The following is a 24,304-nucleotide window of genomic DNA, read 5'->3' on the forward strand; positions in this document are numbered from 1 at the left end:
AGAAAGAACATGGTTGCATCACTATTAAAGAAAATTGTTGGCAGTAAGAATGACCGTGAGCTGAAGCGGTTGAGAAAGACCGTTAACGTTATTAACAGTCTAGAAGATCAGATCAAATCCCTTACGGATGAAGAGCTACAGGCTAAAACCTCAGAATTCCGCCAGCGCCTTGCAAAAGGTGAAACGGTCGACAACCTTCTCCCCGAAGCCTTTGCAGTGTGTCGTGAAGCCAGTTCCCGTGTGATGGGGATGCGGCACTTTGATGTACAGCTCATCGGTGGTATGGCTCTGAACTCCGGAAAAATTGCTGAAATGCGGACCGGTGAAGGTAAAACGCTTGTTGCTACTCTTGCCGTCTATTTGAACGCCCTTCCAGGTAAAGGTGTCCACGTTGTTACCGTGAATGACTATCTTGCCCGGCGTGATGCTGAGTGGATGCGCCCTCTGTATGAATACCTTGGGCTGAGTGTGGGCGTTTCGGTTCCTGGGTTGAACTCTGAACAGAAGCGCGAAGCGTACAGCTGTGACATTACCTACGGAACGAATAACGAATTCGGTTTTGATTACCTACGCGATAACATGGCGTTTAGCCTTGAAGATCGTGTGCAGCGTGAACTCCATTTTGCCGTTGTTGATGAGGTTGACTCGATTCTGATCGATGAGGCCCGTACACCTCTGATCATTTCCGGTGCCGTTGAAGATAGTTCGGAGATGTATCGCACAATCAATGAACTGATTCCTAAACTTCAGGAGTGTGCTGAAGAAGGGGCGGAAGGACATTTTACGAAAGATGAAAAACATCGCTCTGTTGAACTGACGGAGGAAGGTCACCAGTTTGTAGAAGACCTGCTGATTGAGAAAGGACTGCTCCCTGAAGGTGAAAGTCTTTACGCTCCTGCTAACTTGGGGCTACTGCATCACATCAATGCAGGCTTACGGGCCCATACACTGTTCCAGCGTGATGTACATTATATCGTTCAGGATAATGAAATTGTTATCGTTGATGAGCACACTGGCCGTACTATGCCGGGACGCCGTTGGTCAGAAGGCTTGCATCAGGCTGTAGAGGCCCGCGAAGGCGTCACAATCCAGAATGAAAGCCAGACGTTAGCCTCGACTACTTTCCAGAATTACTTCCGTCTGTATGACAAACTGTCCGGTATGACAGGTACTGCGGATACAGAAGCTTTTGAGTTCCGACAGATTTACAGCTTGGATGTGGTTGTTATCCCAACGAACAAACAGGTGCAGCGTCGGGATCTTAATGATTTGATCTTCCTGACTATGGAAGAAAAGTTCAACGCTATCATCAAAGATGTGAAATATGAGGTTGAACGTCAGCGTCCGGTTCTTGTGGGTACGGCCTCAATTGAGGCTTCTGAATATCTGAGTCAACTCCTGACAAAAGCAGGAGTGAAACACAATGTACTTAATGCTAAACAGCATGATAAAGAGGCTCATATTATTGCTCAGGCAGGTCGCCCGGGTGCAGTGACCATTGCTACGAATATGGCCGGTCGCGGTACAGATATTGTGCTGGGGGGCAGCTGGGAAAATGAAGTTGAGCAGCTTGATTCCCCGTCTCAGGAACAGATTGACGAAATCAAGGCAGAGTGGAAAAAACGCCATGATGCCGTTCTGGAAGCTGGTGGTTTGCATGTGATTGGTTCTGAACGTCACGAATCCCGTCGTATTGATAACCAGCTTCGAGGTCGTTCCGGGCGTCAGGGTGACCCTGGGTCAACTCGTTTCTTCCTATCTCTGGAAGATGATCTTATGCGCCTGTTTGCGTCTGAGCGCGTTCGCGGCTTTATGCAGGCTCTGGGCATGGAAAATGGCGAAGCCATTGAGCACCGTATGGTGACTGGTGCTATTGAAAAAGCTCAACGTAAGGTTGAAGGCCGTAACTTTGATATTCGTAAGCAGCTACTTGAATATGATGACGTTGCTAACGATCAGCGTACCGTGGTTTATCAACAGCGTGAAGAAGTGCTGAAAAGTGAATCCATTGCGGAGATTGTTGACTCAATTCGTAGTGATGTCATTAACGATGCTATCAGCACTTTTATTCCACCTCAGAGTATGCCGGAGCAATGGGATATCGCAGGGCTTGAGTCTCATCTGGAAGCTGAGTTTGCGCTTCATCTGCCGATTCAGCAGTGGCTGGATGACGATCAGCAGCTATTTGAAGACAGTCTTCGAGAGAAGATTCTTGCAGAACTGACAGAGGTTTATCGCGCCAAAGAAGCTCATGTTGGTGAGAATACAATCCGCCAGTTTGAGAAACAGGTGCTGCTGCAGGTGCTGGATACTCGCTGGAAAGAACACCTGGCTGCGATGGATCATTTGCGTCAGGGGATTCATTTGCGTGGATATGCCCAGAAGAACCCAAAACAGGAATACAAGCGCGAATCCTTCGAGTTATTCCAGGATATGTTGGGCAATATCAAACATGACGCGGTTCGTATCTTAAGTCATGTTCAGGTTCAGCAAGAATCGGATGTGGAAGAGATGGAGCGCCGCCGCCGCGAAGTTCAGGCTGAGCAGGCTTACGAATACCAGCATGCTGATAGTAATGCACTGGAAGCTGAAGAAATGCCTGCTCCTCAGGATGAAAATGCAGCGCAACCCTTTGTGCGTGAAGGCCGTAAAGTGGGTCGAAACGAACCATGTCCATGTGGTTCAGGAAAAAAATTCAAACAGTGTCACGGTAAGCTGAGCTAGAACTGCTGTTTGGATGGTGGTGTGGTTATTAGTTGTCGGAAATAAGTCGACATTTTAAATTGAGGAGTGTGGTCATGGCTGTTGGCCCATCGGAATTGCCGGTTTTTAATATTATCTCTGGTGTGCGCTTAGGCGTGGCCAGTGCTGGGATTAAAAAACCGGGCCGCAAAGATGTTGTGGTAATTGAATGCCCTGCTGGTTCAACTGTGGCCAGCGTTTTCACGAAGAACGCTTTCTGCGCTGCTCCTGTTCAGGTTGCTAAAAAGCATTTGGAAAAAGCCACGCCACGTTATTTTTTGGTAAATACCGGTAATGCTAATGCGGGGACAGGCCCGTCAGGTGTTGAAAATGCAGCGAAGTGTTGTGCATCTCTGGCTGAGAAAGCTGGCGTTGCGGACTTCGAAGTATTGCCATTTTCCACTGGCGTCATTGGTGAGCCTCTACCGGTTGATAAGATTCAGGCAGTGTTGTCCGATGCTATCGCGGATCTTGCAGAAGATAACTGGCTATCTGCAGCTGAAGGTATTTTGACAACTGATACCCGACCAAAGGGTGCTGTTGCTACGGTTGAGATTAACGGTAAGACCGTCAAAATCAGTGGTATCTCTAAAGGTTCTGGCATGATTAAGCCAAATATGGCAACCATGCTGGGCTATATTGCGACTGATGCCAAGATTGATCAGGCTTTGCTGCAGCAGATGCTGACAATCACGACCAATCGTTCTTTTAACCGCATCACGATTGATAGTGATACTTCGACCAATGATGCTTGTATGTTGGTTGCAACGGGCGTTTCCGCAGAGATTAACGCTGATGATGCGGCTGCGGTTGAGGCTTTCCAGAAGGCCTTGGACAGTGTGGCACAGCCACTGGCGCATGCTATTGTTAAAGATGGCGAGGGTGCAACCAAGTTCGTTGAGATTTCAGTGACCCATGCCGGCAGTGATGAGGAAGCGCTTGAGGTTGCTTTCACAGTTGCTCATTCACCACTTGTGAAGACAGCGCTATTTGCCAGTGATGCAAACTGGGGCCGTATTCTTGCTGCCGTAGGTCGTGCGAATGTTGAACAGCTGGATGTTGATCATATTAATATCTGGTTGGGTGACGAGCAGATTGTAGAGAACGGTGGCCGATGTGATGCTTACACAGAGCAGGCTGGCTCAGCTGTGATGGCAAAAGAAAACATTACTATCCGTATCGATTTGGCCCGCGGTAATGCGTCCGAGACGGTTTGGACGACAGACCTATCGCACGATTATGTCAGTATTAATGCTGACTATCGCAGCTGATATTCGCTGTTAAAGGGTCTGCATCCTTTGTCGGGACCAAAAGCGAACGAGAGATGTTAATAGAGGGTGAGGTACAGATTAGTGGGCTTAAAAGCCAAACACACTAATAGGTGCCTCACTTTTTTTGTTTTAGAACTTTACGAAATACAGGTGCCCCATGCCCAAGCATCTTCATGTTGCCGCTGCCGTTGTACGTAACGAAAAAGGTGAAATTCTGATTGCTCGCCGTCCAGCAACCGTAGACCAGGGGGGATTGTGGGAATTCCCCGGCGGTAAGTTAGCCCCCTATGAGACAGGTCGTCAGGCGCTGGATCGGGAACTGTGTGAAGAAGTGGGTATTCGGATTGAAAGCGCATCCCCTTTGATTCGGGTTCATCATCGTTACCCTGAGCGTGTTGTATTACTGGATGTCTGGTGGGTCGAGGCATTTTCAGGGGAGGCATATGGTCGCGAAGGCCAGGCGGTTCGTTGGGTTAAAGAGGAGGATCTGATCCAGTACAGTTTCCCTGAAGCCAACAAACCGATTCTGAAGGCTTTACGTTTGCCGGATCACTACATGATTACGGGTGAAGCCGAAAATGAGAAAGAATGGCTGAAAAAGTTGCAGACAGCACTGAGTACGGGGGTGGAGCTGGTTCAGCTGCGGGCTCATAATCTGTCTGAAGATGAGTTTGCTAAGCGGGCGGCGGCGGCATTAGAGCTGACCAAGGTTGCAGGTGCCCGTTTAATTCTGAATGCGGATCCTTCGATGCTGGATCGTGTTGATGCTGATGGTATCCACCTGTCATCGGATCGTTTGTCCCATTACGCGAGTCGTCCGATACCAGTAACAAAGTGGCTGTCCTGTGCTTGCCATAATGGAGCACAACTTCAAGCGGCTCTTGCTCTGAATGCGGATTTGGCAACTTATAGCCCGGTTCAGGAAACAGAGAGCCATCCTGGAGTAGAGCCAATTGGCTGGCAGGCGTTCCATGACGCGATAGAACCGGTACCTATGCCGGTTTATGCGCTTGGGGGGCTGGGGCGTGCTGATATCCGTCGTACCCGAGGCCTTGGCGGCCAAGGGGTTGCAGGAATACGTGCGTTCTGGCCTCAGGATAAGGCTGATTAATGCTTCGTTGGTATCGAACGGATATAATTAAAAATACCCGCTTAGGCGGGTATTTTTTTGTCTGATATTCGCTGTTGAAAAGCCGATAACAGCTCTAATCTTTAGGATAAAACTCCATCATATCGCTGCTGGCTTCATCAAAGGCGGGTTCCCCGGCAATTTTATGACTTTCACTCGCCCACTCTCCAAGATCAATCAGGCGACAACGATCACTGCAGAAAGGGCGATGCGGACTTTCTTCTCCCCAGATTACATCGGTTTTACAGGTTGGGCATTTTACGGTGAGAGGTTGTTTCGACATCGTCTTTTATCCGTTGATAGTGCAGGGCCGATCTGAATTATCAGCCGTTACAACGGCTGAGTCCTGGGCGTGATTTTAACAGAGCAAAAGCGGAATGTGATATCTGACGCTTTGATTGTCTTTATTCACTCGGAGCAGACTCCTGTGGGCTCAAGGATAGATAGTACTTATGAAGTCTCAGGCATTCGGCATGCAGATAGCTCAGGTCTCGATCATTCACGATAATGTCATCTGCTTTATTACGCCGTTCCTCGCGGGATAGCTGAGCCTTTAAAATAGCGTGGACCTGCTCTTCGCTGTTTTGGTCTCTTTGGCTGGCTCGGGCGATCTGCAGATCTTCCGGTGCATCAATCAGGAGGACTCTATCGGTAAGCTGGTCCTGTCCGCTTTCAAAGAGCAAGGGGGAAACCAGAATGCTGTAGGGGGATTCAGATGCTGCCAGTTTATCCTCAATGCATTGACGGATAGCGGGGTGAGTCACGGATTCCAGCCATATCCTTTCTTCCGGCTGTCTAAAAACTTTTTCCCTTAACCAGGGGCGGTTCAGACTGCCATCGTTATTCAATACTTCCGAGCCAAAGTGCTGCTTAATTTTTTCTAGCGTTTTGGTGCCGGGTTCAACAACTTCCCGTGCCTCAACATCAGCATCAACTACGCAGATATTAAGAGTCTGAAAGAAATCGGAAGCAGCTGTTTTACCTGAACCAATGCCACCGGCAAGACCTATGATCAGTTTTTTGTTTGGCATAATCTCTTTATCTGTCAGAAGAGCTGGTTAGCTTTATGGTTTACAGAAATATCTGGACCATAATCGTGCGCACGGTATCAGGAAAAGCCAGGCAGAACCAGCCGGAAAGTGCCAGCGCAGGTCCAAATGGAATTCCGCCTTCGTGACCTTGATTGAATGCTTTATAAGCAAGCCCAATGATAAGCCCGCTCAGAGCACTCATCAGCAACATAGCCGGTAGCAGGCTGACACCCAGCCAGGCTCCTAAAGCCGCCAGCAGCTTAAAGTCACCATAGCCCATACCTTCTTTGCCCGTGACCAGTTTGAATAGCCAGTAGATTAGCCAAAGTACCAGATATCCGAGAGCAGCTCCCCAAATAGCCTCTGAAATGTTATCCGTTTGGTAGAGGGTCTGATAGATGAGCCCGGCCCAGAGAAGAGGTAGTGTCAGACGGTCAGGCAGAAGAAAGGTTTTGAGATCGATAATGCTCAGGGCCAACAGGACAAGACCTACGCCAAAAAGGGCAACTCCAGTGGCGGAAAAACCGAATAAAGTCCAACTGATAACGGCAAGCAGTGCCGAGGCAATTTCCGTAAGCGGATACTGCAGGGAGATTCGGGCGTTACATTGCTGACAGCGCCCCTTAAGCAGCAGATAGCTGATTAACGGAATATTCTGCCAGGCCTTAATCGGTGCTTTGCAGTGAGGGCAATGAGAGTTCGGCCAGGCAAGGTTGAAACTTTTCTCAGCTGTTGCTGGATCAAATACTGATGATTCCTGAGTGTTCGACAGTAGCTGACATTGCTCTGTAAGCTCATTTTCAATCATCAGAGGAAGCCGATAGATCACCACATTCAGAAAACTACCAACCAATAAACCTGCAACTAGCAGGAAGAGGATGGCTATTCCCGGGGAACTTTGCAGAAGCTGTATCAGTTCATTCATCAGAACAGGCTGCCCATTTTGAAGATTGGAAGATACATTGCCAATACCAGACCACCAACCATAACCCCGAGAATGGCAACGACAATCGGTTCCAGAAGTGTGGTCATACCTTCGACTGCGTCATCAACCTCTTCCTCGTAAAAGCCGGCAACTTTATCAAGCATGGTATCCAGTGAACCGGATTCTTCGCCAATGGAAACCATTTGGGTCACCATTGCAGGGAATACATGAGTGGTTTTTAGCGCGAAGTTAAGCTGCTGTCCGACCGATATATTATCTCGGGCCTGAAAAATGGCCCGCGAATAGACCCGATTACCTGCAGCTCCGGCCGCTGCAGCCATGGACTCTACCAGGGGCACTCCAGAGGTAAAAGAGGTTGAAAGGGTTCTGGAGAAGCGAGCAATAGATGATTTACGAACGATTTGTCCGATAACCGGCAACCGCAGGGTTAACGCATCAATCCGGTAAGCAAAAACCTCTGATGCTTTATAACTTTTAATCAGTAGAACGGGGATCAGTATCAGCGTTCCTATGATGATCCACCACCATTGCCCAACGAACACTGACAGGTCAATGACCACTTGTGTGATCATGGGTAACTCAGCATTAAAGCTGTTGAACAGAGACTCAAACTGAGGCACAACTTTCAAGAGCAAAATAAGCATTACAATGACCCCGATGGCCATAACCGCTATTGGGTAATAGAGTGCTTTTTTGATTTTGGCTTTAATACGGTCAGTTTTCTCTTTATAAATGGCGACGCGGTCAAGCATACGTTCCAGTGAACCTGAACGCTCTCCTGCTTCCACAAGGTTACAGAAGAGCTTATCGAAGTATTTCGGGTGTTTACGCAAGCCCATACTGAGCATATTGCCGTCAGCAACTTCGTTACGGATATTCAGAATAATCTTCTGCATAGCCGGGTTTTCCAGGCCTTCCGCAACCACATTCAGTGATTGAACCAGAGGGACACCTGCTCTGATCATGGTTGAAAGCTGACGGGTGAACAGGGTGATCTCCCTGGAGGTGATTTTCTTTTCTCCAAGGCCGAAAGGGGCGGGCGTTTTTTTGCGGATTTTTTCTGTCGCAATGCCCTGTTTCCGAAGCTGTGCTTTGGCGAGATTCAGGTTGAGTGCCTGCAATTCACCTTTAATTGTATGTCCCTGATTATCTTTGCCTTTCCAGCTGAAGACCTGGTATTGCTGTTGTATGTTCTTTTCTGGTTTCTTCGCCATCTTGTTTTACCTCCAGATCCCTCTGTTCTAATCCTGAGTCACCCGGTTAATCTCTGTCAGACTTGTGGCTCCGGCACGCACCTTGTCCAAGCCTGCTGCTCTTAGACTTGGATAGCCCTCTTGATGGGCCTGTTGACTGATCTCTATAGAGTTCGCTCCAGCCAGAATAAGCCGGGAAATCTCATGGGTAACCGGCATCACTTCATAGATGCCGATCCGACCCTTGTAGCCATTGTTGCAAAGCTCGCAACCTACGGGTTCAAACAGTTTCAGTGACGACAGTTCTTCGGCTTTAAAGCCGGCATCCATTAAAATCTGTTCAGGAACCTCTGTAGGTGCCTTGCAGTTGTTACAGAGTTTACGGGCCAGGCGCTGGGCGATAATCAGGCTGACCGAGGTCGCAATATTAAATGCAGGGATTCCCATATTATTAAGACGGGTCAGGGTTTCTGCAGCGCTGTTGGTATGCAGAGTAGACAAGACCAGGTGACCGGTTTGGGCGGCTTTGATAGATATCTCAGCCGTTTCCAGATCCCGAATCTCACCGACCATAACAATATCCGGATCCTGACGCAGAAAGGCACGAAGTGCAGCAGCAAAATCAAGGCCCACTTTAGGGTTTACGTTGACCTGATTAATGCCTTCCAGGTTGATCTCGACCGGATCTTCCGCGGTGGAAATATTGCGTTCCGGTGTATTCAGTATATTCAGACCCGTATAGAGTGTAACGGTTTTACCGCTGCCGGTAGGGCCGGTGACCAGGATCATTCCCTGAGGTTGAGATAAGGCTTTCTCGTAGGCATTTTTCTGATCTTCGGTAAAGCCCAGTTCGTCGATACCCATACGGGTGGAACCTGAATCAAGCACACGAAGTACGACCTTTTCCCCCCAAAGCGTTGGTAGCGTATTCACACGGAAGTCGATGGTCCGTGTTTTGGATACCTTAAGCTTGATGCTGCCATCCTGAGGAATCCTTCGCTCAGAAATATCCAGATGAGCCATGACCTTCAGTCGGCTGGTGATTCGATGGCGCAGGTTAAACGGAGGTTTCAGAGCTTCGTGCAGGATGCCGTCTGTACGGTAACGGATCCGGAAACTGCGTTCATAGGGTTCAAGATGGATATCTGATGAGCCCATTTTGATCGCATCCAATAGCACCTTGTTAACAAACTTAACAATGGGGGCATCATCGGAGCCGCTGGAGTAATCTTCATTAGCACGGCTGGTGTCTTCGGTGGAGACATCAAGACTTTCGATATCCTCATCTTCCAGGCGGGCCAGGGCCTCCTCATCACCTTCCAGATAAGCATCTACCGCTTTGGCCAATTGATCATAGGGCACTAGGATAGCTTCTGTGTTCAGACCGGTCTGGAACTGAATCTCATCAACTGCGGCAAGGTTGGTGGGGTTGGCAATCGCCAGAAACAGTTTACTGCCACGACGATAGAGAGGGAGCGCCATGTGATGGCGGATCAGCTTTTCACTCACCAGATCCTTTGGAAAGTGCTCACGATCAAAGGCAGACAGATCCAGGAAAGGGACACCAAATTCCCGTGCTGCTGCCAGAGCCAGAGCTTTAGGCGCTACCTTATTATTCGCTGCGGCATACTGGAGAAAGGAGGTTTCCTGTTTTTTGGCCTCATCGGCGATAGCCTGCGCGCGTTCCTCGCTGATTATGCCTTCCATGATCAGTCTTTTGGCTATTCCACCTAATGTCACTGGGCTCTCCTTAATCGATGTTGTTCAGCGGTTTGATCCGGTTGCAACAGGGTATTTGCGATGGGTCAGAAAAGAAATAGAATAAATAAACTTTTGATGCTTACCTATTGTAACAAAAGGGCTCCTTGCCTAAACTGCCTTCTGATATTCTACTGACACAGATGTTTTCCGAACACTGTTCAGGCAGGGTTCAGGTTACCACCTTATGGGCAGGTTTCACTAACTTAAGGATGATGAGAATGAAGACAATTAATAAAGCTGCAGCTAAAGCACAACAGGGTTTTACACTGGTAGAGCTGCTGATTGTGGTTGCCATTATTGGGATTTTGGCGGCTGTTGGTACGCCTATGTATCAGGATTACACAAAGCAGGCGAAGCTCACTGAGCTGGATTCGATAGTTGATGGTTACAAAACGGCGGTTTCCGTTTGTATGCAGATGAATGCTAAAACCGAGTGTGATGCCGGAAAGGAAAATATTCCTGCGGCAGTGTCAACGGGCACTTATGACACTTTGGCTACACTGAGTGTGACAGATAGTGTCATTACCGCGAAAAGTGTTGCGGGACTGGCCTCGGATGGCTCAAAAGCGGTGAAGCGTGTATTTACACCGACTAAGGTGAATGGCGGTCTAAAATGGACCGTGGTTGAAACCGAAGAGTAAGTCTAGCTATGCAACAACATCTGGCGAAACTATCCCGTTATCACCGCTGGGCAACCGAGAAACTGTTTGAGTCTGTTTCTCTGTTAACCGATGAGCAGTATCGTCAGCCGACGGATCTGTTCTTTAGCAGTGTGCATGGGACGTTGAACCATTTGTTGTTGGTGGATCAGTTGTGGTATGCCCGTCTTGAGGGTGTGCCTTATACGGTAAGCAACCTGGGCCATGAAATCGAGCAGGATGCTAAATCTCTTGAAACCGCCCTGTTAGGCCAGTGTGATAACTGGTTTAAAACCTGCGCGACGCTCTCTGAGCGCCGTCTGGCTCAGGATGTTGCTTTCCGTAATCTTTCCGATGAACCCTGTAAGCTCAATATTGGTGATCTGGTGATGCATGTGTTTAATCATGGGACTCATCATCGTGGTCAAATCTCTTCCGCATTGGTCGCTTTTGGTGTCCCTGTGCCTGAAATGGATTATTACTACTTTGTTCGCCGGTAGATAAGTTCGTTGGATTAAGATGCTGATCGGTATCGGCACAAAAAAAACCGAAGGTGATTGCCTTCGGTTTTTTTGTGTTCATCGAACTGGAAGGTGAAATCAGTACATCGCCTGCTCTTCGTCCATTACTTCTTTCAGTACTTCCAGGTACAGACGGTCTGCATCAGAAAAATCTTCCGGATCATCCGGAATTTTTACACTGGTTTTACTGCTGATTTCGTTGGCAATAATCGCTGAGGCATTCTGAGTGCCGTAATGCTTGCGGGCAACCTCCAGAGAGGCCGGGATAATCTCGGGGTCCTGCAGAAGTTTTTTAATGAATTGACGTAGTTCGTTTATGACGCGGGTTTTGTTCATTTCATTTGCGCTGCTCATAAGGGCTCCTTAGATGCCGTTCGCAATCTTATAATCGTTTTGCAGAATGCTTCTGTTGCTTGTTCTGTGGATGCGGCGTGTCACTGACTTTCTGTATCTGAAGCTGCCGATAATCAGAATTATATAAGCTGTCTGCTGGATTAAATAGACGTTTTTTTCTCAGGGTTTCTGGCGGCTGGTTTAAGCCTGCTTTAACTGCGCTGCCAGACCCGAAGTTGTCCAAGCCAGGCTTTATCATCCAGATGCTGCCTCAGTACTGCTTCAGACAGCGTAACCGGCAGGCAATCTGCCAGATAGAGGTCGATATCAATCCGGTTGTTCAGATAATGTAATACCAGCTGATTTGCCTGAAATTCTATGGGCAGGCTGCGCCATGCGTATTGAAGTTGGTCAATAATCTCTTCGCGTAGGGGGAGCAGTTCATCCAGAGGAGGCAGGCTGTTATCAGAGTCATCCTCGGCATCAATATGGAAGGTTACGTCTGCGACTTCCGGATGATGTTCCCGGATCATTTGTGTGACCTGAACACCGATCTGATGGCCTTCAGAGACACTGATACGGGGGTTGACCTCGATGTGAATATCAAGAAATACCTGGGAGCCCATCTTACGGGTTCGCAAGCTATGGATCGCTTTTACGCAGTTGATACTCTCAGCATGGCGCAGCATTTGACGGGTTTCTTCTTCCGGTAACGCGGTATCTACCAGCTCTTTGATGCTATCGGACATCAGTTTCCAGCCGATATGAGCAACCATCAGACCCACAATCAGCGCTGCAGCCTGATCCAGCCACTGAAAGCCGAGCATGGTTCCACCAATACCGATAAAAACGACAACGGACGAGAGGGCATCGCTGCGGCTGTGCCATGCATTTGCAATCAGGAGATCAGACTTAATCTTGCGGGCAACCCGCATGGTGTAATGAAAAATCCACTCTTTTCCTAAAATGGAGAGAGCGGCAACCACCAGAGCCGACCAACCGGGGATGGCAAAATTATCTGCCTGCCAAAGCCTGACCAAACTGTCATAAGAGATAGCACCGGCTACAGCAATCAGCAGGCTACCCAGCACCAGTGTGCCCATGGTTTCAAAGCGTGCATGGCCATAAGGGTGATCTTTATCCGGTTCCTGGCGTCCGTAGTGGGTTACAACCATAACCAGGGCATCTGTTAACAGGTCGGATAGGGAGTGAATGCCGTCAGCAATCAGGGCATGGGAATTGCTGATCCAGCCAATGGCAATTTTGGCGATACCCAGTACTGCATCCAGGGCGGCACCGATCAGGGTTACTTTATGGGCAGCTTTTGCCTGTTCCTGCAACATGGCATTTTCCTGTTAGGCGATCAGATCGTTAAGGTGTCGGAGGTATAAAGACAAAGAATAGCGTTTCCCCCCAGCTGGCTGTCCCTTAGGGCTGCAGCTGGTTGGGGGGGAAGCTTAAGCTTTGATTAAGCCTCGGCTGTTGAGAATCGGATTGGCATACATTTTTAACACGTAGGGACGCAGTGAATCAGGGATCTGCTGCAGGCGCTGATCAAACTTGGCTCGCTCCTGATCTGAGATCATCGGCTTGCCGCTGATGTGGTCGTGCCCGCCCAATTGTTCCAGTGCAAGCCAGTTGGATGGGTAGAAACAATAGTTATCCCAGATCTGGCGATCGATGTGAGCGGCTGCTTCATCGGCATCGGCAAACTCGCCGTTCAAAGGATCAGAGAAGTGTACGTGCACACGGCCTTTATAGCCTGAGATCCCTTTAACAATGCTATCGATATCTTCAAACTCAACCTTGGCGTAACTGCCTTCAGTTGCTACTGCGTTCAGCTCTCGCGCTTTCATCTCATCACATGGATCGTATTCATAGGATATGGTGACCGGCACGATATTCAGTTCATTGATCACTTCGGAAAAGGTCGGGCCTGAACCTTTCTTTTTCCGGCTCATGAAGAACATCTTAATGATGGCTGGGTCCGTGAGATCGATACCGTCTTTGGCTCTTCCCTCTTTCTGGGCGATCCAAATAGACTGATTCTCTTCCAGAAGAGAGAAATTGATATAACCGGAGAGCTGAGTCAGGGCTTTCATCATCTCGCGTACGCCCTTAACAGAGCGTTTTACGATAAAGCTTTTGTTCAGCCGCATCAGATCACTGATATAGGGTTTTTGCAGCAGGTTATCGCCAATAGCGATACGCACCGTATTAAGACCATGCTGATACAGAGCATAGTTGACAAACGCCGGATCCATGGCGATATCTCTGTGGTTTGCCACAAGAAGATAAGCCTTGGAAGGATCCAGTTTGTCTATTCCGGAAACCGTAAAACCATCGGTAGAATTACGAATCATGCGGTTCATATAACCCGCAACCTGACTCTGAAATTCATCAACACGTTTAATATTGGCAAACTGATTTTTCAGTTTGCGACGGATCAGAGGGCGAAGCAGAAAGCCCAAGCTCCGATGTAGTTGGGGAAAACGGAACTGACAGATAGCACTGATCAGCTCGGGATTGTTGATAACGTCCTGCACAACATCCTGTACTTCATGGTCGTAGTAGGGGCGAATCTCTTTAAAGTTATCGTTTTCCGTTGTGTTCATTGTCTCTCTGAGTCCGTCGTTTTCTATCAGGCAGACTGTTGGCCTCTGGCTCTTATTAGTCTTTACCCGTCGGTTCACTTTCGTTTTGATGGAATGCTTTGTATCAGAAGCTTAACCGGAAGTGGGGGCTGTTATCTGTTCTGTTGTGCTGAGTTTATGTTGAGTCTTTTTTGATCGGAGCTTATATCAGTTTGATCTCAGATTGCTCTGACCGCCCAGCCATTCTGCAAGGGTTGGAATAAAGCGTTTCAGTTCAAGAGTCATCAGACTGAAGTCGGTATCGAGCCGGGTCATTGGGTCTTCATCACCGTAGCTGTCTTTGGCCTCATCCAGCAGGTCATCCCCAAAGCGCAGTCGTTTGATAATCAAGTCTTCCTGCAGGATAAACTGGAGGCGCTCCTGCCAGTTGATCGCAAGCTTAACAACCTGCTTACCGGTTTCAATGTGGGCCAGAATCTCTTCGGCATCCAGTTCCTGCTGTTTGCAGCGGATCACACTGCCTTCTTCAAGATCAGAGCGCAGCTCGCACTGGCCATCCAGCTCCAGCCCCTGAGGGCGTTTACTGGCATCCTGCAGCCATTCGGTCATCACAATACTGGGGCTTTGTTCGGTGTTAAAGGGAACCACCGGTAAAGAACCCAGAGTCTGGCGCAGCAGATCGAGAAATTCATCGGCTTTCTTGGCGCTTGAGGCGTCAACGACAACTATCTGATCGGCCGGAGAAATATATCCCCAGGTGAAGCTTGAGCGGACAAAGGCCCGTGGCGTTAATTCGCTGAGAATATCCTCTTTGATTGAGAGTTTCTCTTTGCGGCCAACATGGCGATTTTCTTTGGCTTCCAGCTCTTCTACCCGCTCCTGAAGCGTTTCATTCACTACGGCTGCGGGAATGACTTTTTCCTGGCGACGCAGGCACAGCAGGATTGCCCCGCCGCTGATGTGGTGCAGCTGGCTGGCAGTTGCCGCTGGTAGTGTCCAGCCCAGGCGATAGGTTTCGATGCTCTTACACGGCTCAAAACGGAAAGCCTCCAACTGGGATTCCAGCTTGCTGGTATCCAGTTCGATCTCTTTGTTTAGCTGAAACAGCTGAAGATTTTTAAACCACATGCCGCAGGGCTCCATTGATTCGGGGCGCGACATTATCCAATAAAGGTCATCCCGAGGCCAGAGAATAGGTGATTATGTATAAGGCTTACAGAGTGTAACAAAACTTCAGGGTTGTGGAGGAGAAGTATCCATAAGGCTTTGCTGCGACACGGGTATTGCAGAAATATTACTGTCATTTAAGTGTAAGAAATCTGTCATCTGACTTTGGCAAGGTGTGCGCAATAAATATGAATAAAGGGCGAATGCCCACTACTGCATAATGATGAGCGGGTTTACCCCGCAGACGAAGGCTACTCATCTATGAAAATTGCTACGGTTACTCGGGCTACTTCTGTTGTTCTGGTTTTGATCGCAGTTTCACTGGCGGCAACCCTGTTCTGGGGAATGCAGAGACTGGATAGTGCGTTCTCAGCCACTCAGTCCTATACCGAACTGAAAGAAGAAGTTGCTCTGGACCTTAGACGGACGCTTCAGGAGTATCTGCAAACCGGCAATGCTTTAAAATTGAGTGCGGCAGAGCAGGAGATTGACCGACTGACCTCAGAACGTTTGGCGCTCTTGCCTCCGGCCCTTGCCCGAGATATTGCGGATTCTCTGAATCGCCTGAAGGAGGGGGTGACCGGTGAATTTCGGGGGGCTGGCAAACTGGCGGGCAATCAGAAAGGCTTGCTTTTGCAGGCTGAGAAAGAGATTGCTGATGCGGCTGATGTCATTTACGACTATGCCGATGAAGGTGAGTCCGACAGTCCTCGTGTCGCTTCCGGATATTTTAAACTGTTGCACCGCGTGAATCAGTCTCTTGTTCAGGTGAAGTATCTGCGAGAGCAGTACATGGACACGGCCAATAGCAGCTATCGTGAATCCCTTTTAGAGCAAGTTGCGCAGTTGAAGGCCGATGCTGATGAGCTGAATGCACTGCCTCGTCTGGGTGTCTATGCAGAGGAGGAAGTTGATGAGATGCAGGCCCTGATGGGATGGGGGGATGACGCTGAGTCGGAATCGACCAAAGTGGATCAGGGTGATGAGCTGATTAGCGGTTTACAAGGGCTTGTGCGCCGGTATCCGACAGAGCTGGATAATACCCTGAGTAACATTGAAGCCGGGGTGAAAAGCCGGGCTGCGGTCAATCAGTTAATTGCTGATGCCGAGTCGCAAATTTTGTCTGGGCAGGCTGATGTGATCGCCTATCGCCATGCCCTTGAAAAGCAGGTGAAGCAGATCTTTATCGCTTATGTGGGGTTGATTGTACTGGTAGCCGCCATTCTTCATCTCTTCCAGAGTCGGGTGGTTCTGAAAACCCTTCGGGAGCTATCTGATGGCATTGCCTCTCTGGTGCGCAGTGGTGAGATGCGTCAGATCAAGGTGCATAACCCGGAAAGTGAAACCGGTCAGATCGCGCAAAACTTCAATCACATGATTGAGACTATGCAAAGCCAGCAGCAGGAGAAGCACACACAACTGAATCAGGTTACTGACTCGCTGGAAGTGGTGCTGACCGATATTGATACCATCAGTAAAACGGCTAACGAGACCCGTGATTATATTTCCAAGTCCCACAGTTTTACCGATGAGCTGACCCGTTTGGCCAAGGATGTGGATGCCAGCTCCACTCAGGTAGAGAGTTTTGCCCGCGAAACTGCAAGCTTTATGGAGAACAGTCAGGTCAGTGCCCGTAATGTGGAACGTGCCAGTGAGCAGGCAATTGCCACGCTGTCCAGTGGTCACCAATCACTGGATGAGCTGATCACGGCGGTGGATGAAGTGACCAGTATTCTTGATGTGATCTCCGGTATTTCCGAACAGACCAATCTGTTGGCGCTGAATGCGGCCATTGAATCCGCACGGGCTGGTGAACACGGCCGTGGCTTTGCGGTGGTGGCCGATGAGGTGCGTAATCTCTCCATGGAGACTCAGAACTCGGTTACCAAAATCGGTGGGATTTTGGGGCAACTGAAAAATTCTTCCAGTAACCTGAAAAGCAATATGACCGATATTTCCGATGCCGCTCAGGAGCAGAAAGAGGCATCGACGTATCTTCTGGAGATGTCTAAGACCGTGCAGGAACATTCGGACAAGGCTGCCGATTTTGCTCATCAGGGGGCGAAGGTCGCCCGTAATCAGGTCGATCAGGTTGAAGTCTTTATCGCCAGCATGGAGGAGATGGAGAAACAGGCACAGCAGGCGGAAGATGTGATCCTGTCGGTGCAGACCGAAGTGCATGAGAAGGTACTCTGGATCTCCAATGCGCTGGGTGTTTCCCGCAGCAAGAAAGAGTTTCTGCTCTAACCTGCGTACCCTGGCGATGATGATAAAACCGACCCTTTTCTGAGAGTCGGTTTTTTTATGTTCTCAACAAAAGCCAAGGCTTGCAAAACAGAATCAGCAGAAAGACTTAACAAACTGATTTATCAACTTTTTGCCAAATACGGTGCATAAGTGACCAAATTGCTGCAAGGGGGTAATAAAGAGTATAATCGGCTGAATTTTGAATAAGAGTGTTGCGCACTGGGTTGCAACGCAGTGTTGCCGATAAAGGATTCCGATACTCATGGGTGAATTTGCAAGAGAAATTCTGCCAGTCAACATCGAAGATGAGCTAAAACAGTCCTATCTGGATTACGCCATGAGCGTAATTGTAGGTCGTGCACTTCCCGATGTTCGCGATGGCCTGAAGCCGGTACACCGTCGTGTACTTTTTGCCATGCAGCAGCTTGGTAACGACTGGAACAAACCGTACAAGAAATCGGCCCGTGTGGTCGGTGACGTGATCGGTAAATACCACCCGCACGGTGACAGCGCAGTTTATGACACTATCGTCCGTATGGCGCAGCCGTTCTCCATGCGTCACATGCTGGTTGATGGTCAGGGTAACTTCGGTTCTATCGACGGCGACAGCGCAGCAGCAATGCGTTACACCGAGGTGCGCATGGCGCGCATCTCCCATGAGATGTTGGCGGATCTGGATAAAGAGACCGTTGATTTCGTCGACAACTATGACGGCACCGAGCAGATTCCCGAAGTTCTGCCGACCCGGGTACCTAACCTGCTGGTGAACGGTTCCTCCGGTATTGCGGTGGGTATGGCGACCAATATTCCGCCGCATAACCTGACGGAAGTGGTTAATGGCTGTCTGGCCCTGCTGGATAACAGTGAACTGACCATTGATGACCTGATGGAGTATATCCCGGGTCCTGACTTCCCGACCTCCGCGATTATCAATGGCCGTGCCGGTATTCTGCAGGCTTACCGCACCGGTCGTGGCCGTATCTATGTCCGTGCCCGCCACCATATTGAGCGTGACGACAAAGCGAACAAAGAAACCATCATCATTACCGAGATTCCTTACCAGCTGAACAAAGCCCGTGTGATCGAGAAGATTGCCGAGCTGGTGAAAGAGAAGAAGATCGAAGGTATCTCTGAGCTGCGTGACGAGTCGGACAAAGACGGTCTGCGTGTTGTTATCGAACTGAAGCGTGGCGAATCCGGCGACGTGGTGATTAACAACCTGTTTGCCCAGACTCAGCTGCAGAGCGTTTTCGGTATCAACATTGTTGCGCTGGAAAATGGTCAGCCAAAAGTGCTGAACCTGAAACAGCTGCTGGAAGCCTTCCTGCGTCACCGCCGTGAAGTGGTGACCCGCCGTACTGTTTACGAACTGCGTAAAGCCCGAGAGCGTGGTCATATTCTGGAAGGTCTGGCGATTGCGCTGGCGAATATTGATCCTGTGATTGAGCTGATCCGTCAGTCGCCATCGGCCGCAGAAGCAAAAGAGAAACTGATCAACGGCAGCTGGGCACCGGGCAACGTGATTGCCATGCTGGAGCGTGCCGGTGCTGATTCATGCCGTCCGGATGAGCTTGAAGCTCAGTTTGGTTTGCAGGATGGTGGCGAGTACCGCCTGTCGCCAAATCAAGCCCAGGCGATTCTGGAACTGCGCCTACACCGTCTGACTGGTTTAGAGCATGAAAAACTGCTCAACGAATACAAAGATATTCTGGAAAAAATTGCTGAACTGGCCGGTATTCTGGCGGATTCTGAAAAACTGCTGCAGGTGATTCGCGAAGAACTGGAAGCGATCCGTGATCAGTACGGCGAAGAGCGTCGCACCGAGATCATCAGCAGTCAGCTGGATCTGACCATGGAAGATCTGATCAACGAAGAAGACATGGTAGTAACTATCTCCCGTAGTGGTTATGCCAAGTCCCAGCCGCTGAGCGATTACCGTGCTCAGCGTCGCGGTGGTCGTGGTAAGTCTGCAACCTCCGTGAAAGATGAAGACGTAGTTGAGCACCTGCTGGTTGCCTCAACCCACGATACGATTCTGCTGTTCAGCAACAAGGGTAAGGTTTACTGGCTGAAAGTGTACGAGCTGCCTCAGGCGGGTCGTGGTTCCCGTGGTCGTCCTATGGTGAACCTGCTGCCGCTGGAAGAAGGCGAGCAGATCAGTACTATTCTGCCGGTTCGTGAATACCCGGATGATCACTTTGTCTTTATGGCAACCGCTAAAGGTACGGTTAAGAAAACGGCTCTGAGCCAGTTCTCCCGTCCGCGTAGCAGTGGTCTGATCGCACTGGATATTAAAGAGGGTGACCGTTTGATCGGTGCTGCTATTACCAACGGCAGCAATCATGTGATGCTGTTGAACAGTGCCGGTAAGATGATCCGCTTTGATGAGTCCAATGTCCGTGCTATGGGCCGTACCGCGGGTGGTGTTCGTGGTATGCGTCTGCCGGAAGATGACGATGTTCAGGTAATCTCCCTGATCATTCCTCAGACTAATGAAGTGGCTGCGGAAGACGACGAAAACCCAGATAATGCTGTAACAGCGGAAGCGGTTTCTGCTGAAGAGAACGGCGAACTGTCTGATAACCAGATCTATATTCTGACCGCTTCTGAAAATGGCTACGGTAAACGTACCTGTCTGGAAGCCTTCCCGGTTCGTAACCGTGGTGGTCAGGGTGTGATTGCGATGCAGACCAGCGAGCGTAATGGTCAGCTGGTTTCTGCTATGCAGGTGAGTGATCTGGATGAGATGATGCTGATCACCGACAAAGGTACGCTGGTACGTACCCGTGTTGCTGAGGTGTCGGTCTCCGGTCGTAATACACAGGGTGTGACTCTGATCCGACTGGGTGCTGATGAAAACCTGGTAACCGCTGTTCGCGTTGATGAGCCTGAAGTGACCGAGGATGAGTTGGACGACGAGGCAGAGAATGCCGTTGCTCCAGCCGATCAGACCGATGGTGCTGCAGCATCAGACGGCCCGGCCCCATCTGATGATACGTCAGCAGATGATCGTTCTGCAGAGGATGACTCTGCCGAATAAGCAGAGATATCTCAGAACACCTTTCCGGCGAGGGCTTCCTCGCCGGAACTGTTTTATACCGGATGCGGATAACCCGCGTTGATAAGGCCAGAAGTTCCGGCGGCGGATTAAAACCCTAATTAATCACCGTCAAAGCAGTTGATCTGCAGGAGCTTCGATTTTGAGAAGACCCAAATGACACGTCACTTTAATTTTTGTGCGGGACCTGCGGCGCTGCCTGAAGCTGTACTGAAGAAAGCTCAATACGAAATGCTGGACTGGCAGGGACGTGGCCTGTCGGTGATGGAGATGAGCCACCGCAGCGATGATTATGTTGCGATTGCAGCTCAGGCAGAAAAAGACTTTCGTGATCTGCTGAATATCCCGGATAACTACAAAGTACTCTTTATGCAGGGCGGGGCCAGTAGCCAGTTTGCGATGATTCCTCTGAATCTGCTGGGCAATGGCGGTATCCCTAACTATCTGGAAACCGGTGTTTGGGCGGGTAAGGCGATCAAAGAAGCGTCCCGTTATGCTGATGGCCTGCATATCGCTGGCAGCAGCAAAGACCGCAACTACACCTGTACACCGTCGCAGTCAGAGCTGAATCTGTCTGACAACGCAGCTTATCTGCACTTCACCAGCAATGAGACCATTGGTGGCCTGGCGTTCGATTACCTGCCACAGACGGATGTACCTCTGGTTTGTGATATGTCCTCTGACATTCTGTCCAAGCCGCTGGATGTGACTCAGTACGGTGTGATCTATGCCGGAGCTCAGAAAAATATCGGTCCTGCCGGCCTGACACTGGTGATTATCCGTGATGACCTGCTGGATCAGGCGATGGCGGTAACGCCTTCCATGATGAACTACCGCATTATGGCGGATAACGACTCCATGTATAACACACCACCGACTTACGCCTGGTATCTGGCGGGTCTGGTGTTTGACTGGTTGAAAAATGATGTTGGCGGTCTGGAAAAGATGGCTGAGATCAACACCCGTAAGGCGAACAAGCTGTATCAGGCGATCGACAACAGTGATTTCTATGGCAACCCGATTGCCCTCGCGAACCGCTCTCAGATGAATGTGCCGTTTACGCTGGCGGATGCCTCTCTTGATAAGCTGTTTCTGCAGGAATCCGAAGCCGCTGGTCTGCTGAACCTTGCTGGTCACCGTTCTGTTGGCGGTATGCGTGCCAGTATCTACAACGCGGTATCGGAAGCAGCGGTTGATGCACTGACTACTTTCATGTCTGATTTTGAGAAACGTCACGGGTAAGTTGCCATGTCAGAAGTAAATCTTAGCGAAGCGGAGCAGCTTGGCCTGCTGCGTGACCAGATCGACAATATTGACCAGCAGATCCAGAAGCTGATCAACCAGCGTGCCCGTTGTGCACAGCAGGTTGCTGAGGTGAAGCAGGCTTCCGGTGCCGGTGATATTCAGTTTTATCGCCCAGAGCGTGAAGCCCAGGTGCTGCGCCGTGTGATGGAGCGTAACGAAGGCCCGCTGTCTGATGAAGAGATGGCGCGCCTGTTTCGTGAGATCATGTCAGCCTGTTTGGCCCTTGAAGAGCCGGTTAAGGTGGCCTTCCTGGGCCCTGAAGGTACCTTTACTCAGGAAGCGGCGCTGAAGCACTTCGGTCACTCAGCGGTTAGCCTGCCAATGGCGGCTATCGACGATGTGTTCCGTGAAGTGGAAGCCGGTGCTGTGGCTTATGGTGTGGTTCCGGTTGAGAACTCCACCGAAGGTGTGATCAGCCACACGCTGGACAGCTTTATCGATTCTTCCCTGAAGATCTCCGGTGAAGTGGTGTTGCGTATTCACCAGTATCTGCTGGTGGGTGAGAACACCCGTAAAGATAAGATCTCCCGTATCTACTCCCACGCATCTTCTTTGGCACAGTGCCGTAAGTGGCTGGATCAGCACTACCCGAATGCCGAGCGCATTGCGGTCAGCAGTAACGCTGAAGCGGCTCGTCTGGTGAAAAGTGAGTGGCACTCAGCGGCGATCGCCGGTGATATGGCATCTCAGCTTTATGGTCTTGAGAAGCTGGCGGAGAAGATCGAAGATCAGCCGGATAACTCCACCCGTTTCCTGATCATTGGTAATCAGGAAGTACCGGCTAGTGGTGAAGATAAAACCTCGCTGATGGTGGCGACCCGTAACCAGCCGGGTGCTCTGCATGACCTGCTGGAACCGTTCCACCGTCATGGTATTGACCTGACCCGCGTAGAAACCCGTCCATCCAAAGTGGGTGCGTGGAACTACGTCTTCTTTATCGATTTTGCGGATCATGCAGAAAGTGAGAAGGTTAAGGCGGCACTGGCTGAGGTCAGTCAGCGTGTTTCCGATATCAAAATTCTGGGTTCTTATCCAAAGGGCGTGCTCTGAGTACTCCCTGAGGTTATCGTGTAGAACGAAAAGAACCAGACGGGAGGCTTGGCCTCCCGTTTTGTTGTTTTGAGCCGACACGGATACTTGTCCTGACCCGGTACGGATAAGAACAACAAAACAGAAATAGAAAAACAGAAACAGATAAGTACAGACAAGCACAAACAGCTAAGGCGGAATAATTATGGCGTGTGATTACATTGAATTAGCAAATAAAGGCGTTCAGGGTCTGCAGCCGTATCAGCCGGGTAAACCGGTAGAAGAGCTGGAGCGTGAACTGGGTATCAGCAATATCGTTAAGCTGGCCAGTAACGAAAATCCCTTGGGTCCAAGCCCTAAGGCGCTGGATGCGATCCGTGAGGTCATGCCGGAGCTGACGCGCTATCCCGATGGTAACGCCTTCCGTCTGAAGCAGGCGATTGCTGACAAGCTGGGTGTGGAGATTAACCAGATCACGCTGGGTAACGGTTCCAATGATGTACTGGAACTGATCGCCCGCGCTTATCTGACCGCTCACAGCGCCTCTATGTATTCTCAGCATGCTTTTGCTGTTTATCCGATTGTGACTCAGGCGATTGGCGCACAGCATATTGCGGTTCCTGCTGTTAACTGGGGACATGATCTGGACGCGATGGCTGAGGCGATCACGGATAAGACCCGTGTGATTTTTGTCGCTAACCCGAACAATCCGACGGGCACCTGGCTGAGCGAAAAGGCTGTACGAGCGTTTCTGGACAAGGTGCCGGAGCGCATTATCGTGGTGCTGGATGAAGCCTATACCGAGTATGTGGATCAGCCGGACTTCCCGGATGGCATCAGCCTGCTTAAGGATTATCCGAATCTGGTGGTGACCCGTACCTTCTCCAAGGCGTATGGTCTTGCGGGCCTGCGCATCGGTTACAGCGTCAGCCATCCTCAGGTTGCTGATATTCTGAACCGTATCCGTCAGCCGTTTAACGCCAATATGCTGGCGCAGGAAGCGGCGATTGCAGCCCTGTCCGATGATGAATATCTGGCCAAAAGTGTTCAGGTGAACGCCGAAGGTATGGCGTATCTGGAAGCGGAATTTAAACGGTTGGGGCTGGACTATATACCATCCGTGGGTAACTTTATCAGCGTCGATGTGGGTCAGCCGGCAGGTCCCGTTGATCAGGCGCTGCTGCAGGAAGGTGTGATTGTGCGCCCTGTGGCGCCGTACCAGATGCCAAACCATCTACGTGTTTCTATCGGCACGATGGAAGAGAACCGTCGATTTATCGAGGCACTGGAAAAGGTATTGTCCGCTTCCGGTGCGCTGTCTGGACAGGGAGAATAATCC

General features: G+C 50.0%; 19 protein-coding genes. 10 read left to right on the top strand and 9 right to left on the bottom strand.

All coding sequences use genetic code 11. The annotated features are described in order from the left end of the window. Positions 1 to 9: 9 nt before the first annotated feature. The 3 genes from secA to AC4GL5_RS11070 all read left to right on the top strand — a co-directional run bounded on the left by secA (position 10) and on the right by AC4GL5_RS11070 (position 5,124). On the top strand, positions 10 to 2,724 hold the full coding sequence (secA, locus tag AC4GL5_RS11060) for a preprotein translocase subunit SecA (RefSeq protein WP_490382846.1): 2,715 nt from the start codon (positions 10 to 12) through the stop codon (positions 2,722 to 2,724). Positions 2,725 to 2,798: 74 nt separating this feature from the next. Continuing rightward, entirely contained in the window at positions 2,799 to 4,013 is a 1,215-nt protein-coding gene (gene argJ / locus AC4GL5_RS11065; protein WP_490382847.1) for a bifunctional glutamate N-acetyltransferase/amino-acid acetyltransferase ArgJ, read from the top strand. Between the two features lie 157 nt (positions 4,014 to 4,170). Next, positions 4,171 to 5,124 (top strand): Nudix family hydrolase, encoded by a 954-nt coding sequence (locus tag AC4GL5_RS11070; RefSeq protein ID WP_490382848.1) that lies wholly within the window; start codon positions 4,171 to 4,173, stop codon positions 5,122 to 5,124. A gap of 94 nt (positions 5,125 to 5,218) precedes the next feature. Here the strand turns inward: AC4GL5_RS11070 and yacG are convergent, their stop codons facing one another. The 5 genes from yacG to pilB all read right to left on the bottom strand — a co-directional run bounded on the left by yacG (position 5,219) and on the right by pilB (position 10,052). Continuing rightward, complete coding sequence (gene yacG, locus AC4GL5_RS11075; protein ID WP_490382849.1) at positions 5,219 to 5,425, bottom strand: DNA gyrase inhibitor YacG; 207 nt, start codon at positions 5,423 to 5,425, stop codon at positions 5,219 to 5,221. Positions 5,426 to 5,546: 121 nt separating this feature from the next. Then, on the bottom strand, positions 5,547 to 6,173 hold the full coding sequence (gene coaE / locus AC4GL5_RS11080) for a dephospho-CoA kinase (RefSeq protein ID WP_490382850.1): 627 nt from the start codon (positions 6,171 to 6,173) through the stop codon (positions 5,547 to 5,549). Between the two features lie 40 nt (positions 6,174 to 6,213). Continuing rightward, the gene (locus tag AC4GL5_RS11085) at positions 6,214 to 7,098 is read right to left on the bottom strand and encodes a prepilin peptidase (RefSeq protein ID WP_490382851.1); all 885 of its coding nucleotides are present in this window, start codon (positions 7,096 to 7,098) and stop codon (positions 6,214 to 6,216) included. Next, positions 7,098 to 8,333, bottom strand: coding sequence for a type II secretion system F family protein (locus AC4GL5_RS11090; RefSeq protein ID WP_490382852.1), 1,236 nt, complete (start codon positions 8,331 to 8,333; stop codon positions 7,098 to 7,100). The genes AC4GL5_RS11085 and AC4GL5_RS11090 overlap by 1 nt, the downstream gene beginning before the upstream one ends. 27 nt (positions 8,334 to 8,360) lie before the next feature. Continuing rightward, entirely contained in the window at positions 8,361 to 10,052 is a 1,692-nt protein-coding gene (pilB, locus tag AC4GL5_RS11095) for a type IV-A pilus assembly ATPase PilB (protein WP_490382853.1), read from the bottom strand. A gap of 239 nt (positions 10,053 to 10,291) precedes the next feature. On the opposite strand from pilB, the gene AC4GL5_RS11100 reads away from it, so the two are divergent. Together AC4GL5_RS11100 and AC4GL5_RS11105 are read left to right on the top strand one after the other, a co-directional pair. Then, positions 10,292 to 10,714, top strand: a complete 423-nt coding sequence (locus AC4GL5_RS11100) for a pilin (RefSeq protein WP_490382854.1) — start codon at positions 10,292 to 10,294, stop codon at positions 10,712 to 10,714. An 8-nt stretch (positions 10,715 to 10,722) separates the two neighbouring features. Further along, entirely contained in the window at positions 10,723 to 11,211 is a 489-nt protein-coding gene (locus tag AC4GL5_RS11105; RefSeq protein ID WP_490382855.1) for a DinB family protein, read from the top strand. A 99-nt stretch (positions 11,212 to 11,310) separates the two neighbouring features. Here AC4GL5_RS11105 and AC4GL5_RS11110 read toward each other — a convergent pair whose 3' ends face one another. The 4 genes from AC4GL5_RS11110 to rdgC all read right to left on the bottom strand — a co-directional run bounded on the left by AC4GL5_RS11110 (position 11,311) and on the right by rdgC (position 15,287). Next, positions 11,311 to 11,586, bottom strand: a complete 276-nt coding sequence (locus AC4GL5_RS11110; protein ID WP_490382856.1) for a hypothetical protein — start codon at positions 11,584 to 11,586, stop codon at positions 11,311 to 11,313. Between the two features lie 191 nt (positions 11,587 to 11,777). Beyond that, positions 11,778 to 12,908, bottom strand: coding sequence for a cation diffusion facilitator family transporter (locus AC4GL5_RS11115; RefSeq protein WP_490382857.1), 1,131 nt, complete (start codon positions 12,906 to 12,908; stop codon positions 11,778 to 11,780). 114 nt (positions 12,909 to 13,022) lie between these two features. After that, complete coding sequence (locus tag AC4GL5_RS11120; RefSeq protein WP_490382858.1) at positions 13,023 to 14,180, bottom strand: 1-acyl-sn-glycerol-3-phosphate acyltransferase; 1,158 nt, start codon at positions 14,178 to 14,180, stop codon at positions 13,023 to 13,025. A gap of 186 nt (positions 14,181 to 14,366) precedes the next feature. Then, positions 14,367 to 15,287 carry a recombination-associated protein RdgC gene (gene rdgC, locus AC4GL5_RS11125; RefSeq protein WP_490382859.1) on the bottom strand — a complete coding sequence of 307 codons (921 nt, stop codon included), beginning with the start codon at positions 15,285 to 15,287 and terminating at the stop codon, positions 14,367 to 14,369. A gap of 300 nt (positions 15,288 to 15,587) precedes the next feature. On the opposite strand from rdgC, the gene AC4GL5_RS11130 reads away from it, so the two are divergent. The 5 genes from AC4GL5_RS11130 (at position 15,588) to hisC (ending at position 24,301) form a co-directional block, all read left to right on the top strand. Beyond that, a complete protein-coding gene (locus AC4GL5_RS11130; protein WP_490382860.1) occupies positions 15,588 to 17,573 on the top strand; it encodes a methyl-accepting chemotaxis protein in 1,986 nt (661 codons plus the stop codon). Between the two features lie 262 nt (positions 17,574 to 17,835). Further along, positions 17,836 to 20,613: a DNA gyrase subunit A gene (gene gyrA / locus AC4GL5_RS11135; RefSeq protein ID WP_490382861.1), complete on the top strand. Its 2,778-nt coding sequence runs from the start codon at positions 17,836 to 17,838 to the stop codon at positions 20,611 to 20,613. Between the two features lie 174 nt (positions 20,614 to 20,787). After that, positions 20,788 to 21,873: a 3-phosphoserine/phosphohydroxythreonine transaminase gene (serC, locus tag AC4GL5_RS11140; protein WP_490382862.1), complete on the top strand. Its 1,086-nt coding sequence runs from the start codon at positions 20,788 to 20,790 to the stop codon at positions 21,871 to 21,873. A gap of 6 nt (positions 21,874 to 21,879) precedes the next feature. Beyond that, complete coding sequence (pheA, locus tag AC4GL5_RS11145) at positions 21,880 to 22,986, top strand: prephenate dehydratase (protein WP_490382863.1); 1,107 nt, start codon at positions 21,880 to 21,882, stop codon at positions 22,984 to 22,986. A gap of 184 nt (positions 22,987 to 23,170) precedes the next feature. Then, entirely contained in the window at positions 23,171 to 24,301 is a 1,131-nt protein-coding gene (gene hisC / locus AC4GL5_RS11150) for a histidinol-phosphate transaminase (RefSeq protein WP_490382864.1), read from the top strand. Positions 24,302 to 24,304 lie beyond the last annotated feature (3 nt).

Source organism: Oceanospirillum sp., from assembly GCF_982874595.1.